The 16,466-nt window shown below is 44.2% G+C and carries 16 protein-coding genes; 13 read left to right on the forward strand and 3 right to left on the reverse strand.

Translation table 11 applies throughout. The features are described from left to right. Positions 1–8 precede the first annotated feature (8 nt). Positions 9–248 carry an NHLP leader peptide family RiPP precursor gene (locus MKZ16_RS04760; protein ID WP_170914256.1) on the reverse strand — a complete coding sequence of 80 codons (240 nt, stop codon included), beginning with the start codon at positions 246–248 and terminating at the stop codon, positions 9–11. Between the two features lie 94 nt (positions 249–342). Then, on the reverse strand, positions 343–1,278 hold the full coding sequence (locus MKZ16_RS04765) for a hypothetical protein (protein WP_036676632.1): 936 nt from the start codon (positions 1,276–1,278) through the stop codon (positions 343–345). A gap of 101 nt (positions 1,279–1,379) precedes the next feature. Between MKZ16_RS04765 and MKZ16_RS04770 the strand changes: the two genes are divergently transcribed. Further along, the gene (locus MKZ16_RS04770; protein WP_036676631.1) at positions 1,380–1,673 is read left to right on the forward strand and encodes a hypothetical protein; all 294 of its coding nucleotides are present in this window, start codon (positions 1,380–1,382) and stop codon (positions 1,671–1,673) included. Positions 1,674–1,726: 53 nt separating this feature from the next. On the opposite strand, the gene MKZ16_RS04775 is transcribed toward MKZ16_RS04770, so the two are convergent. Next, complete coding sequence (locus MKZ16_RS04775) at positions 1,727–3,658, reverse strand: glycoside hydrolase family 20 zincin-like fold domain-containing protein (RefSeq protein ID WP_076104219.1); 1,932 nt, start codon at positions 3,656–3,658, stop codon at positions 1,727–1,729. A gap of 84 nt (positions 3,659–3,742) precedes the next feature. On the opposite strand from MKZ16_RS04775, the gene MKZ16_RS04780 reads away from it, so the two are divergent. The 12 genes from MKZ16_RS04780 (at position 3,743) to MKZ16_RS04835 (ending at position 16,458) form a co-directional block, all read left to right on the forward strand. Then, entirely contained in the window at positions 3,743–4,597 is an 855-nt protein-coding gene (locus MKZ16_RS04780; RefSeq protein ID WP_076104220.1) for a helix-turn-helix domain-containing protein, read from the forward strand. 317 nt (positions 4,598–4,914) lie between these two features. Further along, entirely contained in the window at positions 4,915–6,561 is a 1,647-nt protein-coding gene (locus MKZ16_RS04785) for an ATP-binding protein (protein WP_036676625.1), read from the forward strand. Positions 6,562–6,584: 23 nt separating this feature from the next. Next, complete coding sequence (locus MKZ16_RS04790) at positions 6,585–7,220, forward strand: response regulator transcription factor (protein ID WP_036676623.1); 636 nt, start codon at positions 6,585–6,587, stop codon at positions 7,218–7,220. Positions 7,221–7,485: 265 nt separating this feature from the next. Next, the gene (locus tag MKZ16_RS04795; protein ID WP_036676620.1) at positions 7,486–8,223 is read left to right on the forward strand and encodes a Wzz/FepE/Etk N-terminal domain-containing protein; all 738 of its coding nucleotides are present in this window, start codon (positions 7,486–7,488) and stop codon (positions 8,221–8,223) included. Beyond that, positions 8,207–8,848 carry a CpsD/CapB family tyrosine-protein kinase gene (locus tag MKZ16_RS04800; RefSeq protein WP_036676617.1) on the forward strand — a complete coding sequence of 214 codons (642 nt, stop codon included), beginning with the start codon at positions 8,207–8,209 and terminating at the stop codon, positions 8,846–8,848. The genes MKZ16_RS04795 and MKZ16_RS04800 overlap by 17 nt, the downstream gene beginning before the upstream one ends. Before the next feature lie 83 nt (positions 8,849–8,931). Further along, the gene (gene galU, locus MKZ16_RS04805) at positions 8,932–9,822 is read left to right on the forward strand and encodes a UTP--glucose-1-phosphate uridylyltransferase GalU (RefSeq protein WP_036676615.1); all 891 of its coding nucleotides are present in this window, start codon (positions 8,932–8,934) and stop codon (positions 9,820–9,822) included. Between the two features lie 30 nt (positions 9,823–9,852). Continuing rightward, positions 9,853–10,545, forward strand: a complete 693-nt coding sequence (locus tag MKZ16_RS04810) for a sugar transferase (RefSeq protein WP_036676612.1) — start codon at positions 9,853–9,855, stop codon at positions 10,543–10,545. 25 nt (positions 10,546–10,570) lie between these two features. After that, the gene (locus MKZ16_RS04815; RefSeq protein ID WP_036676610.1) at positions 10,571–11,506 is read left to right on the forward strand and encodes a glycosyltransferase; all 936 of its coding nucleotides are present in this window, start codon (positions 10,571–10,573) and stop codon (positions 11,504–11,506) included. Between the two features lie 9 nt (positions 11,507–11,515). Continuing rightward, a complete protein-coding gene (locus tag MKZ16_RS04820) occupies positions 11,516–12,862 on the forward strand; it encodes an O-antigen ligase family protein (RefSeq protein ID WP_036676609.1) in 1,347 nt (448 codons plus the stop codon). After that, positions 12,859–13,632, forward strand: coding sequence for a WecB/TagA/CpsF family glycosyltransferase (locus MKZ16_RS04825; RefSeq protein ID WP_036676606.1), 774 nt, complete (start codon positions 12,859–12,861; stop codon positions 13,630–13,632). Before MKZ16_RS04820 ends, MKZ16_RS04825 begins: the two co-directional genes overlap by 4 nt. After that, positions 13,629–15,107, forward strand: coding sequence for an O-antigen ligase family protein (locus tag MKZ16_RS04830; protein ID WP_036676604.1), 1,479 nt, complete (start codon positions 13,629–13,631; stop codon positions 15,105–15,107). Before MKZ16_RS04825 ends, MKZ16_RS04830 begins: the two co-directional genes overlap by 4 nt. Continuing rightward, positions 15,073–16,458, forward strand: a complete 1,386-nt coding sequence (locus MKZ16_RS04835) for an oligosaccharide flippase family protein (RefSeq protein ID WP_036676601.1) — start codon at positions 15,073–15,075, stop codon at positions 16,456–16,458. Before MKZ16_RS04830 ends, MKZ16_RS04835 begins: the two co-directional genes overlap by 35 nt. The last annotated feature ends 8 nt before the right edge of the window (positions 16,459–16,466 follow it).

Below are 16,466 nucleotides of genomic sequence, written 5' to 3' on the forward strand. Positions count from 1 at the left end.
TTGTTGTCTTACCACGAACCGCGTGGTGCTGCGGTTGCCTTCAATACATCGGATGTAGGACTTGGTGGAATTACAAGATAGAATTCGTTGGAGCCTTCTTCAACGGCTTTCAAGGTAACGCTGTCGGGAATGATTACGCCTAGTGCTTCTTGGAGAGCCGCTTTTGGGTCTGAGAGTAGTCTTTTCTTGAAACTTGGATCTTCCCATGCCTTTTGAATGACTTGATTTCTAAGAATTGCTTCTGACATAATAATCACCCTTCCCAAATTGTATATATTTACCTTTAATAATATAACATAGCAAAACTACTAATACTATTCTTTTTATTACAAAATAATAGAATTAATGGACATTTTTTGACAACCAATGATATAATCCTCCGTTTAGCAAGAGCTGCTTGTCCGCCTCGATGGAATCAGAGATCTGCTGTAAGTTACTTACTAGCATGGAATGGAACGCGATAAGATGAGGGGCATTAAGGTCGGAAGCTGTAACTTTGTTATGTGTGTCGTGTGCTAATTCCGTATAGGTATGTAGACCATTTGCAGTGAATAGATAAAATTCGACCTCTTGCGAAGTGAGTTTAGCTGCACTGCTGTTTGGCAGATGTTTGCGAGTTAGGGAGAGAAGACAATTATAGTTGCCCGCGGATAAATCTTCTTTCCAGTCCTCATAGTCATCCAGCATTTGCAGTGTAAGCAAAACCGAATGGATAAGTTCTTCAGCTTGCGGCACTAAATCACTCTTTCCAGACATCAGAAGGGCAGCGGTGCTGGATAGCTTGAGCGGACTGGCTTTATAGGAAATTTTGACCCGATCATTAAGAAAATAGTCACTGGTATTTTCGTTGCTAACACTATCTGCCCACTCCATGATATAACGATTAAATAAGATCCAGAAAGCGGATGGCTCCGGAAATAGTATCCGGTAGATATTTAAAAATTCCACATAAAGCAAATTCGCCAAGGGCAATTTTTCGTATGCGGAGGATTCTTGGCTGTCCATCAGGTCATCCTGTATGAAGAAATACAACATAAAAAAGACGTTGCCCATCGACATCTGGCGAGTAACCTCTGCAGAGATTCCGCATCCCTTTTGCAGCCAAAAGGGTAAAAGATAACATATGTAATTTTTGTGGCTTTCAGCGTTAAATACGTTAAAATGCTCAAGATAGGACATGCCTTGTTGATTTAGAGGTTCTGGAAATTCAGAAATAATCCGTCTGCTTTCTTGGAATACCAAGCGCAGTTCATCTTCGTAGTCATTTAGCCAATCCATAACAACCCTCCTATAAAATTTTTACGAAAATGGTTCTTTTGCCCTGATTATAGCTTTCTCTTTATTCCATTACAACTAAAATTTAGGAGGTATTAGCAGATATGGAATGGTATACTTTCGGCCAGATGCTTATGGCTATTCGAATGGGTCAAAAGGCGGAAACACCGGATGGCCGCATGGTTATGCGTACTTCCACGGGACTTTTTTGGATAAACGGAATCTTGAAGGGAAAAGTGGTAGAAATCAAAGACTATCTGTTCTCTGACCTATGGCGAATCTATGAGGATGAGGAAAGCCAGCAGGAGGGAATTGGCAGGGAACAACACGAGCAACGTGAGCGGGAGATGCTTGAGAATCAATATGAAGAGCTGCGTTGGGCGAACCGAAAGCGTTAGTTCAACGTTCGTTTACCCAACAGCAGCTATATAGTGAATATTAATAAGAGGGATTAGGAACTTACGGATGCGGAGAGTTCTGATTTCAATGCTTCATATTGACTACGCAGGCGTTGAAGTTTCGAGATACTTTGCTCCAAGCCGCCGAGCCGGTTGCGTTCCGTCCACAAGAGACGATATTGGTGAAGGAGTACATCAAGGTCATTGATTTGCTTCGTAATCAGCGCAGGATCAAGCGAATCTGGTGCTGATGTCAACTGTAGCTTGATTCTGCCCAGCTGCACAGCATGCTTCACAAAATGGATGCCATTACTCAGTTCTTTCAGCACAAGAGCAGCATCTTCACATTGAAGATCTAACCCCGATAGCCGCGCCTCAATGGAGAGCAGATATTCTTCGAGATTATTGAAGTGTTCCTCAGTAAGCTTCTCTATGATTAGGAAATTGTCCAGATGGGTACGCAGCAGCAGGGACATTTCTGCATCATTTGAACGGTTGATACTGGATTCAAGCTGATAGTAATTGCCGAGATCCAGGAGCAGCTGGCCAATTCCCTCAGAACGATCTGCAAAAATAAATCTATTTAAATACTGTGCAGTATCTGCTTCCAGATTATGATCTACACTCCAGGATAGGGCTGCGCCGTAGGCGAAGCCGGCATAGCTGACCGGCAGATGCTGCCAGTGTCCAAAATCTCCCCAATCCGTAATGAGATAACCGATAGCGCCGTTGTTTTTGCCATGAATAGCTGCACTGCGCAGATTGGCTAACATATTGTCTGTGCGTCCTGTAATGGAGTTCCATGAGCTGGTGCCTGGGCAGACATAAAAAGGAATACCTGCTTCATGGAATTTGAGCGTATCGGACTCGAAGGGATGCTCCGCGCTATAACCCCATTCCATAGCAATAATATCCTTAGGAAGCTGAGGAATCAGTTCGGGATGCTGGATAATGATATCGCCCCAGAATTGCATCGTTTTGCCACGTTTTGTAACCAACTCATAAATCTTTTGCAGGAATGATAAATAGAGTTGACCTTTGCCTTGAGTTTCTGCCAGAGCTTTATTTTTACCAAGACCGAGTTCATAGGTCTCATCGCAGCCTACATTAAACTGATTGGAGCTAAAGTAAGGTAGCAGATCGTCAAACATTTTGTCTAGCAGAGGTAGTACAGCAGGATCTTCGGTATCAAAAGTACCAGGGTGCATAAATAAGCCTTCTGGATAAACGTCCTGCGCATACAAATTCTTCGGAAGCATAAAGCCTTCGGGAATTTCAGCTAAAGCGTTGAATTCTGGACGAGAGAGCCAGCCCTCCATATGCCCAAAGCTGTTCTGATTGGGAACAAGCTCTATATAACGTGCTTTGCAATAGGCATCCAGAAGCAGGATTTCCTCTCCGGTAATTGGGGTTTCAAGCTCCCAGACTTGAGGGAAGGATTCATAAGCGAACGGAGCACCTTCTATATATAGCTGAAGTTCATTCATCTTCAAATCAGCCATAAGGTCAATGATCCGGTACAAGGTTTCTTGCTTCGGGATTTTATTGCGGCTGATATCTATGAGCAGGCCTCTGGCTCCAAAATCAGGTTCATCGCGAATATGCAGCTGAGGTATAGATTTGCCACTTTGTTCTATGATTTGTTTCAGGGTTGCTGCTGCGTAGAAGGCGCCTACAGGAGAGCTATAGGAGACAACGATACCCTTCTGATCGACAACAATCTCATATGCCTGTGCAGACAATAATGGCACATAGTTAAAGTTACAGACAGATACAACGGTTGGACGTAAGCCAATGGATAAAGTCAGCTGCAGATTCAATGCTTGTGCAATCACTTCCTGTAGTTTTCGTGCAGCTGGCATGGCAGATTGTTCTTCCATATTAGGAAGCACGATGCTTCCGCTTGTTGGGAAATGGAAGGAGCCTTGTGACAATGTGATTTCACGCGGATTAGGGAAAAGCAGTAGTGTAGAATGATTAAGCATAGCGTGGACACCTCTTATTCATGTAGAATATGATCATCTTCACAATAACCTTATCACTACTAAACAAGGGGAGGAATGCCTATAATGTCCAAGCACATGGATTATATGATCAGTCCATATCCAATAAGAATTATTGATCCGAAGGTTGAATCCTCCAAGCTGAAGCTCAAGAATATAAGGGTGGGACAGGCAGGTCATCTGCCAGGAAGAACGTTATTCCGTTCAGGTGTAGTTTTTGAGCACTGGGCCATTGTTTACATAGTGTCAGGTAGTGGCTCCTACATGGAGATTGGGGGAAAAGAGCAGCAGGTGCGTGAAGGCAGCTTATACTTTTTTCGCCCAGGTTACAGTTATAACTTTGGTCCACCACCGGGAGGCAGCTGGGATGAGTATTATATTAACTTTAATGGCACGCGTGTATCCGAATGGCTGGAATCGGGCCTCATAGCCGGGGGAAATGTTTTTCAAGCCCAATCTATAGTAGGTCTTACTACCTTATTTGAAGAAGTGCTGGAACGGATGGAGAGCGGAGAACCTGTGGATGCGGATCGGGCAGCATTATTGCTCGAAAGAATGCTGCTGGAGTGTTCTTTTATAATAGAAGAAAAAAGTTGGAATTCTCAGGCTGATTATATGCGTCAGATTCGGGAAGACCTGAACTTATGCATGTATGGTGAAATGGACCTAGAACAAATAGCGGCAAAACATCATGTTTCGATGTCTACACTTCGTCGTCTTGTTCGACGCAGCAGTGGATACCCGCTTCATGAATATATTCACCGTCTAAAAATGGCGGAAGCCAAAAAGTTGCTTTTTAACACCTCATTACAAATTAAGGAAATTTCTAGTATGCTTCATTATAATGATCCGTTCTATTTTTCTCGTTTATTTAAAAAATATATGGGGATCGCACCCCAGCTTTGCCGGAATAACATTTAAATCGACATCCTCCTACTAGAGTCCCAACAGTAATTGTTATAATTTGTATAATTGTTGTCGTTTTATAAGATATGTTGAAAAATATGGATTAATATTACATAAATGCGTTAGTTCTTATTAACTATAGTGGATAAAATTCCAAATTTTAGTGATAAAACCTACTGAAAAAATAATAAATTTTTTGTAACTATTTTTCAAATGGAAGCGCAAACATGGGAAATGTCAACTTGTTATTGTGATTTTTCTCATGTATGATGCTTTTATCGAGCACAGTACAATCTCGCATTTTCCAAAAAACTGGAGAATAGGGTGGTGGGATGAAAATCAAACCAACTGCAGAAGACAAACTGATTGCGTATTACAGGTATTTTTCATTGTCCCTCACATCACTCATGTATCTTCTAGATAAGACGGGACCTTCCATAATTTATAAATCACTTATTATTGCTATACTTGTTGTGTTTGCACAAACGTTCTCATTTTGTTATCGAAGGCTACGCAGCAGGCCAAAGACTCTCGTCCTGGCTGTTAGTATAGAGATGGTGGGAATTATCGCATTGACCTTGTTTACGGGTGGGTACGAAAGCTCTTTTAGGCTCTATGTGCTTAATCCTGTATTGATTGCTGCAGGCTCATTGTCCATTTATTTTGGATGGTCGTTGCTCTTAAGCTATATCAGTATTTTTGCGGTGCTCTGTTATTTTTTTATCAATTCTGCGAACAGAAATTTTTTAGAAATTGTATTTATAAATGGGAATCTGTTTCTAACACTGGTACTTACGGTTATAATAATGCAGATCGTTAATCGGATGAAGCGGCAACGTGAAGAATCGAATGCTCGCACGAAAGAGACGATGGAGCATATCAAATCCCTGTACCATATCGTGGAAACCTCAAGCCAACATGATTTCATGAATATCGGTCAAGTGATCACCGATTATGTTGTTAAGCTAACGAAGCTAGATAAGGCTTTGTTTTGGTTCGCCAAGAAAAGCGGAGAACCAGCTCCGCAGAGCAGGCAGACCGGCTGGCAGCAGGAAGAGGAACAGTTCCTATTCTCAGAACTGGGAAAACATGAGCATGAATGGAGATTGCAGCGAGAGCCTATTTTTAGAAATCTGCCGGGATTAGGCGATTTCCTGCTGATGCCTGTACGGATGAGCACCCGTTTTGTAGGGATGATTGGACTCAAGCTGGAGTCTACAGAGGGGCTGGAAGGCCGCAGATGGTATATTCAACAATTGATATTCTTATCTGAGCTAAGTGCGAATATTCTTGAAAGACATGAGCTTGGTGTGATCGAGAACCGGTTGATCATCACGAACGAACAGAACCGGATTGCGGATGAAATGCACGACAGTGTATCGCAGAGCCTTTTTGGTATTGTGTATGCGACGCATTCGCTGAAGGAATCGTGGAAGAGAATGTCAGATCATGAGCTAGAAGAACAAATTGAGCTTATTCATGATTCTGCTACAAAGGTTGCTAAAGAACTGCGGATCACGATCTACAGTCTTAGCTCCAAGAAGAGTGGCGGTCCTACTTGGTTGGGCATGGTAAGATCACATTTGAAGAGCTTATCCAGGTTAAATGATGTTGATATTGATTTAAAAATAACGGGCGATGATTTCAGTCTCCCTTATCCTTACCACAAAGCGCTTTTTCGGATTATCTCCGAAGCCACGGGTAATGCCATCAGGCATGGTGCTGCCAGTCGAGTAGATGTAGAACTGTCTCTGAAGCCGACTTGGATTCGATTATTGATTTGTGATAATGGTGTTGGTTTTGATACTGATTTGTTATGGATTGAATCTGAAGATAGTGTAAGCGGACTTGGCATGAAGAATATGCAATATTTGACCCAGTCGCTCGGTGGCGACTTTCAGTTGTCCAGTAATGAGAGCACAGGAACAAGAATTATGATTTCGATTCCTGTCGGTGTAGCTGAATTAAAGAATGCATAAACTTTAGGCGGGAGGTCGTTTCTGTGAAAATCGTCATTGTTGATGATCATCCTTTAGTTAGAAGAGGACTGGCATCTGTCATTTCGATGCAACCGAATGTGCAGTTTGCGGGTGAGGCGACGAATGGCCAAGAAGCGCTTCTTGTGATTGAGGAGACGCAGCCTGATCTCGTATTGATTGATCTTAAGCTAGCAGATGAATCGGGATTGGATGTCATCAAGACAGCGCGTGCTCGTGGTATCGTTAGTAAGTTCATTCTGTTGACGTCATCTGCAAGCAGAGAGGATTTCCTGAAGGCTGAAGAAGTACTGGTAGATGGATATGTACTGAAAGAGGCGTTGCCCGAGGAGTTACTGTTTGCTATCCAATTGGTGCACAAGGGAAGAAAGTATTATGATCCTGGTCTGATGGAAGATAAAATGCGCATGAGTGGAAGCAGCCCAACGGATGAATTAACACCCAAAGAAAAGGAAGTCCTGATCGAGCTGGGACAGGGCGCCTGCAACAGAGAAATTGCTTCACGTCTTTTCATTAGTGAATTTACGGTGAAGAAGCATGTCAGTCAGATTTTAGCTAAATTACAGGTGGCTGATCGTACTCAGGCAGCGCTTTATGCAAATGCTGTCGGATTAACCAAATATGAAATGTCTTACGAGTGAAAATTGAAATAATTCGTAAGCATAGTACATGAACACGGACAGGTTGTCCGTGTTTTTTTGTGCGTTAAAACCTAAATTTGCCCTCGATATGGCACTAAAGTATACCTAATCCCCCTCTTAAGAGGTATAACGTCTTACTCCAAAGTGAAGAGGAAAGTGATGGTATGAGCCATGTGGCGAATGGTGTGGATTGATAGAATTAAAGCAACAACTGAAACTTTCATGAATGCTTTCAGAATGTAATTTTAGCGGAAGGAGGGTTACTGTGGAAAAGACGATTCTGGATTACATTAACCTGATTAAAAAAAGGTTTTGGCTCATCATGGTGTTCGTTTTGATCTCCTGTGCTACGACTTACTATGTTAGCAAAAACTTCGTTGAACCCGTCTATTCCGCTTCCGGACAGCTGCTTGTCAACAACATTGCCAAAGCTCCCGAGAGCAACAATCTTAACGATTTGAGCTTTAGCCTGAATTTAATTGAGAGTTACAAGGAAATTATGAAATCACCGACCATCATGAAAAGCGTAATAGAAAATCACCCGGAGTTTGGTCTCACGGCCGATGAACTAAGCCAGAAGCTTGAGATTAAAACTTCAGAGAAGAGTCAGGTGATCAACCTCAATGTTCAGGATGAAAGCTACACTAAAGCTGCCGGGATCGTAAATGCGGTATCGCAGACATTCATTCGTGAATTGCCATCGCTGATGAGGGTAGACAATGTTACCTTGCTGACACCGGCCGATCCGACTGATGTTCCAGGGCCCTCGAACGGCGGGTTTGCGATGAATCTCATCATCAGCTTTGTTGTATCACTTATGGCTGCCCTAGGAATTATTTTGCTGATGGAAACACTTAACGGCACATTAAGGTCTGAAAAGGAAGCGGAATATGACCTTGGTCTTCCGGTAATTGCTTCGATCGCAACCATTCGTAAACGTGATTTAGGTAAGGCGGCAGGCAACACCAGAGTGAAGGAGGGTGCTTATGTTGCGGCTAAATAAGAGTCTGGTTACAGACGTTAATCCATCCTCGCATATCTCCGAATCGTTCCGATCACTGCGCACATATATACGTCAGCTTGGACTAGCACAGGGCGGCGGAGGAAAAGTGCTGCTCTTTACGTCAGCAGAAGCTGGAGCAGGCAAGACGACAATATTGTCGAATCTCGCGGTCTCTTTCGTCCAGGATGGCAAGAAGGTAGCGGTGGTTGACTGCAATCTGAGACATCCCGGTCTTCATACCGTGTTTGAAGTAGAGGGGAGTGACGGGCTTGCGGCTTATTTAAGTGGGCAAGAGGAAGCAGATAACATCGCTGTCCTCGGAAACTTAGCCAATCTTTCAGTCATCCCGGCGGGAAAAACTCATGTTAGTCCGCCGGATTTGCTAGGCAACCCCAAAATGACCGCTTTGCTTGAGGAACTAAAAGAAAACTACGATCTGATCCTGCTGGATTCTCCTTCGGCAGTCGATTTCAGTGATGCTCGTATATTGGCACCTCAAGCGGACGGCGTGATTCTGGTGGCCAGATATGGAAAGTCCAAACGGGAATCGATTCGCAAAGCGAAGACGCTGCTTGAACAGACCGGCTCTAATCTAATCGGAATTGCCATGAACCAGGCGAAGTAAATGTTTATGCTTTCGAAGTGTTTTTTGCTCGAAGTGAAATCATTGAAGCTAATGCTCACAAAACTTTTAGGAGGTAAAGTGCGATGAAAAAGGTGAAAAAAGTAATCATACCCGCGGCAGGACTAGGTACGCGCTTTCTTCCTGCAACGAAAGCCATGCCTAAAGAAATGCTTCCGATTATCAATAAACCAACCATTCAATACATTGTTGAGGAAGCTATTGCTTCCGGTATTGAAGATATCATCATTGTTACTGGTAAAGGTAAAAGAGCCATTGAAGATCATTTTGACAATGCGTTTGAGCTGGAGTCTAGGCTTCTGGAAGATGGAAAGCTGGATCTGCTTAAAGAGGTTCAGCGTTCAGCCAAGGTAGAAATTCACTATATCCGCCAGAAGGAACCAAAGGGTCTAGGGCATGCGGTATGGTGTGCAAGACGGTTTATCGGAGACGAGCCATTCGGTGTCATGTTAGGCGATGATATCGTCACAGGAGCCGTACCTTGCCTTAAGCAGCTGATTGATCAATATGAAGAAACACAAAACTCGGTTATCGGAGTTCAAGAAATTCCTGATGAATTCACGAATCGCTACGGTATTATTGAACCGGATTTGCAGGACGGTAAATTGTATCGGGTTAACAATTTTGTAGAGAAGCCGCCACTAGGTACGGCACCTTCCAATCTGGCGATCATGGGTCGTTATGTGTTTACTCCGAAGATCTTTAAGTATCTCGATTTAATGGAAGAAGGCGCCGGCGGAGAGATCCAGTTGACAGATGCCATTCAGAAGCTGAATCAGAGTGAACGGGTATATGCCTATAATTTTGACGGAACAAGATATGATGTCGGCGAGCGGCTTGGATATATTTTGACAACACTTGAATTTGCACTGCAAAGCGAAGATTTGCGCTATCCGGTGATGGATGCAATGTCGGAATGGCTGAATAAAATGGGACAAACCAGCTTGAGTAGTTAAGTTGAGTTCGCAAAATTTTAGATGAGGAGGATGAGCATGCAAAAACTGCCGGAAGACTACGAGGCGGTCCTGCCGAAAATTTACATGCTGCATACCGATGAGAGAAGGAAAGAAGCAGAGTCCTATTTGATAATGAAACGGATGATCGATATCTTTTTTTCCGCTCTTGGTCTTCTCGTGTTAATGCCATTATTTGTTGTCGTGGCGATTCTGATCAAGCTGGAGGATCCGAAAGGAAAGGTGTTCTTTCGGCAAAACCGGGTTGGGAAGAATGAAAAGCAATTCCCGATGTATAAGTTCAGATCCATGGTTAGTAACGCTGAGGAGTTAAAAGAAAACCTGATGGCCTATAACGAAGTGAGCGGTGCCATGTTCAAGATTAAGAACGATCCGCGGATCACACAGATAGGGAGATTCCTGCGCAAGACGAGCATCGATGAGCTACCTCAGCTGTGGAATGTGCTGATAGGTCAAATGAGTTTGGTTGGTCCTCGTCCTCCGCTGCCAGAAGAGGTGGCTCAGTATACGGAATATGACAAACAGCGTTTGACGGTTACACCAGGCTGTACCGGATATTGGCAAGTGAATGCCCGAAACAGTGTCGGCTTCGACGAAATGGTACAGCTGGACTTAACCTACATCCATATTCGGAGCACCATGCTGGATCTAAAAATCATTGCTAAAACCGGACTGATGTTACTCGGTTCAAAAGATGCTTATTAATAATGTGGAAATTAGGTGAATGCCGATGCGTGAATACGGAGACGTTCCTAAGCTTTCCATTATCATCTGTACCTACAACAGAGCACCTTTATTGATCAAGACGCTTCAGTCACTTTTAAAGCTGGATCACTTAGAGCAGGCGGAGATCATTGTTGTGGATAACTGTTCCAAGGATGATACTGAAGCTTGCGTCAAAAAGTTTATAGGAAAGCATGGAGCTGATGTGGATATCCGCTACATGATGGAGCCGATGCAGGGGCTTTCAGCGGCTAGAAATACAGGAATTCTGGCTTCCAAATCGCCGCTGATTGCCTTTCTCGATGATGATGCGATACCTTGCCAGCGTTGGATAACAACGATTGTCAGTACTTTCGAGAGTAAACCGGAGGTCATGGCTATGGGAGGCAAAATCGCTCCGATATTTGAAAGTAAACGTCCGGACTGGTTGATTAAACCCTTTGAGCTTCCGTACACGATTGTTGATTTAGGTAGCCGGATTAAGGAATATCCCAAGCAACTTCATCCTTGTGGGGCCAATATGGCGATGCGGAAGCTCGTATTCGACATCAGTCTTTTTCCCCTGGATCTCGGAAGAAAGGGTGATTCTCTGCTCTCCGGTGAAGAGACCTGGTTATTCGGACAGATTCAAAAAGAAGGGCATTCCATCCTCTACCATCCGGAAATGGCGGTTGACCATTTCGTTCCGGCGGCCCGCTTGACGGAAGACTGGATTATGAGGCGCTATTATAGCCAAGGTATCTCTAACGCTATGAAAAGCGAAGGACTAAAAGGCAAGCTGCTTCTAGTGGGAAAGACAGCCGCTAAACTCGTGTATATCCTGGCTGATTCTATCCTCTCAAGAAGCAAAGGAAGAAGGCTTTTGAACAAATGCAGGCTGGAGAGTATTCGTGGAACGCTTCATATGATTCTCAATCGGGAGAGGCATTCCGCAGCGGGGTGAGGGATTAACATGACAAATTTTGAGTGGGGCTCCAAATTAAATGTTTTGCCATACGGGATGCTCTATCTCATGTCGGCCCTGTTCTTTGGAACGGCGGTCATCTACCAGCCGATGATTGCGATAGCTGCCGTGCTTCTGATTATTTTGCTGGGAATCTCGATTTCACGGCCTGAACTGATCAGTTATTTCGTTCTAATCACAACGGCAATATCGATTAACTTTTTATATGATGGCAGCATGTTCGGAATGGAGATACTGTCCCTTTATAAATTAGTTATCGTGATGCTGCTTGTTCCTTGTATTCTGGTCAATGGCTTGCGGTTTCGTCTGAGTCACCCCTTGTGGGCAATGGTGGCGCTGCTGGTGATTACCTTTGGATCTTCGATCTGGCTGCCGGAAATGACCTCATCCATTGCAGTTAAAGCTTTTATCGGTCTATCCATTCCATTCGTATTTTTATTAATTAACTGGAAAAAGAATGTAGCCGAGCTGCAAATCAAAATTATCTGTATGCTTCCTCTTGTTAGTGTAGTGGTTGGTTTGTTGCTGCAGCTTGCGCATGTTCATAATTTTCTCAACATCGAGTATACAGGCGCTGTACGGATTCAGGGGGCTAATATTCCTGCGCATCTAGCGATGCTGGCCTTTATGGGAGTAGCGATTCCATTTATTGAGGTGAAGCGGAATCCGCAGCAAGCACGCTTTTTCTATATCATGTTAGTTCTGAATTTCTTTATCTTGATTGGAACAGGAACAAGAGGGCCTATCTTGGCACTTGGACTTACCGTTCTCTACTACTTCTATGATATTCTTCGCCAATATTTGAAGGGCAGAACCTATCTGCTAATTCCGTTGATGGGTGCATTTTTCCTGATTATGGTCGCTGTTTTCTGGCAGCTTGATAATTTTGAGAAACGTTCCTTTGAGAGACAGACAGATACGGCTGTTGATTTATCAGGAAGGTCGGAGGCATGGGAGTATTTCTTAAATAAGGCTGCGGACTCTCCTTGGTCTGGTAGAGGGCTTGGAGCAGTGACGGTAGCAAATGATGGAACGTTGTATAAGGGTTTTGTAGTTCCGCACAACGAGTATATCCGCTTTTACTTCGATGGGGGATATATTGGCGCTATTCTGTTGATGTTCTCTTTATTGGCTGTATTTATTCTGGTGTACAGAGCATTGGCTCCGCCGATCAAACCTTATTATCTGTTATTTATTGCAGCGTTTTTAATCTACTCATTCTCCGATAACACGCTGTCGACGGTCCAATTTATTATTCCGTTCTGTTGGTACCTGAACTGCCTGTATCGATCTTCACAGCCAACCGATTCCCCACAAAAAGAAGTGATACGATGAGTCAAGTGAATATGTTCGATGTCAATTTTGATAACTATGATTTCATGGATTTGCTTGATTACATTGATAAAACCATTCAGGAGAGGAATCAGTCTTATATTCTCACTTGTAATGTAGATCATGTGATCAAGCTTCGTAAGGATAAAGAATTTCAAACGGTATATTCGAAGGCAGGCGCAGTTGTTGCTGACGGAATGCCACTGATCTGGGCATCCAAAATGCTAGGTAAGCCGCTTAAGCAGAAGGTATCCGGCGCGGATCTATTTAATCGATTGGGCAACGCCTTTGAGCAAAGGAAGTACCGGCTGTTCTTCTTAGGCTCAGCTGAAGGCGTGGCGGAACGGGCAGCAATGAATTTGAAAACAGCGCATCCCGGAATAAATGTGGTTGGCTGTTATTCTCCATCCTATGGATTCGAGCACAATGAGGAGGAGAATGAACGCATTATAGAAATGCTGACAGAGTGCCAGCCAGATATCGTGTTTGTTGGTGTAGGAGCGCCTAAGCAGGAAAAGTGGATTTATCGCCACTATACCTCTTATCAAGCTCCGATATCGATCGGAGTGGGAGCGACCTTTGATTTTCTGTCAGGCTCAGTGAAACGAGCACCTAGCTTCATGCAAAAAACAGGGTTCGAATGGTTCTGGCGGCTTAGCCAGGAGCCCGGCCGGCTCTGGAAAAGATATCTTGTGGACGATGCACAATTTCTACTTTTATTACTTAAGGAACTGCGTAAGCGGGATAAGGTGAAGGAAGGAGGCTTGGAATGAGTGTATTTACGCCCCCATCACTTAGGTTCATCAAGACAGCTGGATTAATAGGGGGGACTGCTGCTGTAGGTGTCTCTCTTCCGCTGATCATTGGCTTCTCCAGTGCGATGCTGAGTTCATCGAACAGTCTGCAGGGAGCCATTCTCTCAGCCATCCTATTCCCGGCTTTCTTGTTAGCCATACTTAGACCGAAAATGCTGGTTGCTTATACCTTGCTAATCTGGGCCGTAGCTCCAGAGCTGCGCCGCATTGCTGACTGGTCAGAAGGAGTTTATCACTCTGTATCCTTGCTGAGCTTAGCTCCCTTGTTAACCGGTGTGACCTTGATCATTCCGCTGCTGAAGGAGATTCATAATATTCAAAAAGCCTCCACGCGGATCATGTTAATGTTCGCAGTTGCGCTGGGTTATGGTGCTTTAATCGGTTTGGCTAAGAATGGCATGGGCTCAGTTTATGACTTAGCGAATTATATTGTGCCACTGCTGTTATTGCCGTACTTTGCCGTCACGAAGTTCAAGCCGAAGGATATCGATCGATTGCTTACTGCTTTTGCCAATATTGCAGTCCTAGTTGCCATTTACGGGATTGTTCAGTATTTGACAGTGCCACCTTGGGATGTGTTCTGGATGAAACATGCGGACATGATGTCCATCGGAAATCCATATCCATTGGAAATCCGAGTGTTCTCTACGCTGAATTCGCCCGGACCGGCAGCAACATTCTTAGCGTTTGCTTTAGTTCCGATGATACTGGAGAAAAAATGGCGGGGAACATTGCGCTGGATCGGCGTTCTGCTAGTTGTAATTTGCCTGCTGACTACTTTAGTACGTGCGGCATGGCTGATACTTCTGGTAATGCTGCTCATGTACATTGGAACCTCTCCTTCTAAGGGAAAGTGGAAAACCTTGATCCAATTAGTTTTTGTGGCTGCTGCGTTGTTCTGGGTTGTGCCGAAATTGCCTGGCGCCGAAGGACTGGTTGCTCGGGTAGAGACACTATCTTCTGTTCAGGAAGATCACTCTTATAATGAACGGCTAAGCTTATGGCAAAACATGCTGCCGATGGTCGCTGCCAATCCAGTAGGTCAGGGAATTGGTAGTGTAGGCCAAGGGACTAAGCTTGGTAATGACGGCGAGCTTGGAGAGTACGGAATTATGGATAACGGAGTTATCGCTTTACTGCTTACCTTTGGTGTTCTGGGTGCTGTGTTCTTCTTCGGAGCTTTAGGCGCAGTTGTCAAACAGATATTCGCTAGAGTAATCAGCAGGGACCAATTGCAGCCCTACGCCCGACTTGCGTTAGCTACTTGGACCGGTGCGATTGTCAGTTTGGTATCAGATAATGGATTTCCCGGACTCAAGGGATACTTAATCTGGATGCTGATCGGTCTTGGCCTCAGCGCAAGGGAGATTACTCAAAGTAGAAGGAAGGGAACACCGTATGCAGCAGTTGAATGCAAAATCTCTCCCCGCTAGAACAATCTGGTCATCTTTTAGACTGTTCGCCAAGAGCAAGGACAACAGCTCGGCAGCCGTAAAAACTATGTTTGTCAGTGTCATGATCCTATTGATTAACATGTTAACTGGTGTACTGACCGCCCGTTATCTTGGACCGACAGGTCGTGGGGAACAGACGGCGATGATTAACTGGTCACAGTTTCTGGCGTTTAGCATGAGCTTTGGCATTCCTTCAGCTCTCATCTATAACGCTAAGAAAAACCCGGAGGATGCCGGAGTGCTTTATCGTATGGCGTTGCTGCTTGGTACCATTTTTGGGGTCATAGCGATGATTATAGGTATCGTGGTCTTGCCTTATTGGCTGAAGTCATTCAGTCCGGAGGTCGTGACCTTTGCTCAGTGGTCTATGATTCTGTGTCCGATTATAGCGATCTCTCAAATTAACAATGCAGCTTTTCAATTCAGAGGAGAATACAAGAGATTTAATTGGATTCGCTATCTAGTGCCATTGCTTACACTGACGATGATCGGGATATTGATCGCGCTGGATCAGATGAATCCTTTTACAACTGCAGTTGCCTATCTCCTTCCGGGGGCGCCGCTGTTTATCGGAATGACGATTTCCTTGCTTCGCACCTATAAGGTGAAGATGAGAGGGGCCTATCAGAATTTAAAAAGATTGTTCACTTACGGGCTGGGTTCCTACGGCAATGACTTGCTTGGCAATTTCTCTACCTATATCGATCAGATCGTAATTGCCGGTTTGTTAAGACCTGCTGATTTGGGACTGTATGTAGTGGCTGTGAGTCTATCGCGGATGGTTAATTTTTTCTCAAGTTCGATTACGATCGTCTTGTTTCCTAAGGCTTCTGAGCTGTCAAAAGAACAGGCAGTTGAGTTAACATTCAAAGCCTTTCGAATAAGTACGACCTTCACCATGCTTGGCGGAGTAGTTCTGATGCTCTTAGCCCCTTTAGTAATTCCGTTGATGTACGGCAAAGACTTCAATGCGGCATTAACCGTGTTTCGTTTGTTGCTCCTTGAAGTGACTATTAGCGGGGGGACGATCATTCTGGCGCAGGCCTTTATGGCGCTAGGCAAGCCGAAAATTGTTTCGATGCTTCAAGGTTTTGGCTTACTCTTGGTTATCCCAATGTTGTTCCTGCTCATCCCTAAATTTGGCTTACTCGGAGCAGGGATAGCGATGTTGTCATCAGCAATCCTGCGATTTTTCTTCATTGTTCTCAATATAAAGTACACCTTAAAAGTTAAACTTCCGCGGCTGCTTATTACCCGCGAGGACATTCAGTGGATGAAGACGACGATGAATTCTTACATTCGCAAGAAACCTATGGATATGAATGGATAATGCGAAAG

The organism is Paenibacillus sp. FSL R5-0928 (assembly GCF_037970385.1).
GTDB lineage: Bacteria > Bacillota > Bacilli > Paenibacillales > Paenibacillaceae > Paenibacillus_AQ > Paenibacillus_AQ odorifer.

Coding starts and splice junctions, on each gene's coding strand:
- MKZ16_RS04810 (WP_036676612.1), top strand. CDS start 9,853: ATGAGCATGCAAAAACTGCCGGAAGACTACGAGGCGGTCCTGCCGAAA.
- MKZ16_RS04765 (WP_036676632.1), bottom strand. CDS start 1,278: ATGGATTGGCTAAATGACTACGAAGATGAACTGCGCTTGGTATTCCAA.
- MKZ16_RS04775 (WP_076104219.1), bottom strand. CDS start 3,658: ATGCTTAATCATTCTACACTACTGCTTTTCCCTAATCCGCGTGAAATC.
- MKZ16_RS04830 (WP_036676604.1), top strand. CDS start 13,629: ATGAGTGTATTTACGCCCCCATCACTTAGGTTCATCAAGACAGCTGGA.
- MKZ16_RS04785 (WP_036676625.1), top strand. CDS start 4,915: ATGAAAATCAAACCAACTGCAGAAGACAAACTGATTGCGTATTACAGG.
- MKZ16_RS04825 (WP_036676606.1), top strand. CDS start 12,859: ATGAGTCAAGTGAATATGTTCGATGTCAATTTTGATAACTATGATTTC.
- MKZ16_RS04770 (WP_036676631.1), top strand. CDS start 1,380: ATGGAATGGTATACTTTCGGCCAGATGCTTATGGCTATTCGAATGGGT.
- galU (WP_036676615.1), top strand. CDS start 8,932: ATGAAAAAGGTGAAAAAAGTAATCATACCCGCGGCAGGACTAGGTACG.
- MKZ16_RS04820 (WP_036676609.1), top strand. CDS start 11,516: ATGACAAATTTTGAGTGGGGCTCCAAATTAAATGTTTTGCCATACGGG.
- MKZ16_RS04760 (WP_170914256.1), bottom strand. CDS start 248: ATGTCAGAAGCAATTCTTAGAAATCAAGTCATTCAAAAGGCATGGGAA.
- MKZ16_RS04780 (WP_076104220.1), top strand. CDS start 3,743: ATGTCCAAGCACATGGATTATATGATCAGTCCATATCCAATAAGAATT.
- MKZ16_RS04800 (WP_036676617.1), top strand. CDS start 8,207: ATGTTGCGGCTAAATAAGAGTCTGGTTACAGACGTTAATCCATCCTCG.
- MKZ16_RS04815 (WP_036676610.1), top strand. CDS start 10,571: ATGCGTGAATACGGAGACGTTCCTAAGCTTTCCATTATCATCTGTACC.
- MKZ16_RS04835 (WP_036676601.1), top strand. CDS start 15,073: ATGCAGCAGTTGAATGCAAAATCTCTCCCCGCTAGAACAATCTGGTCA.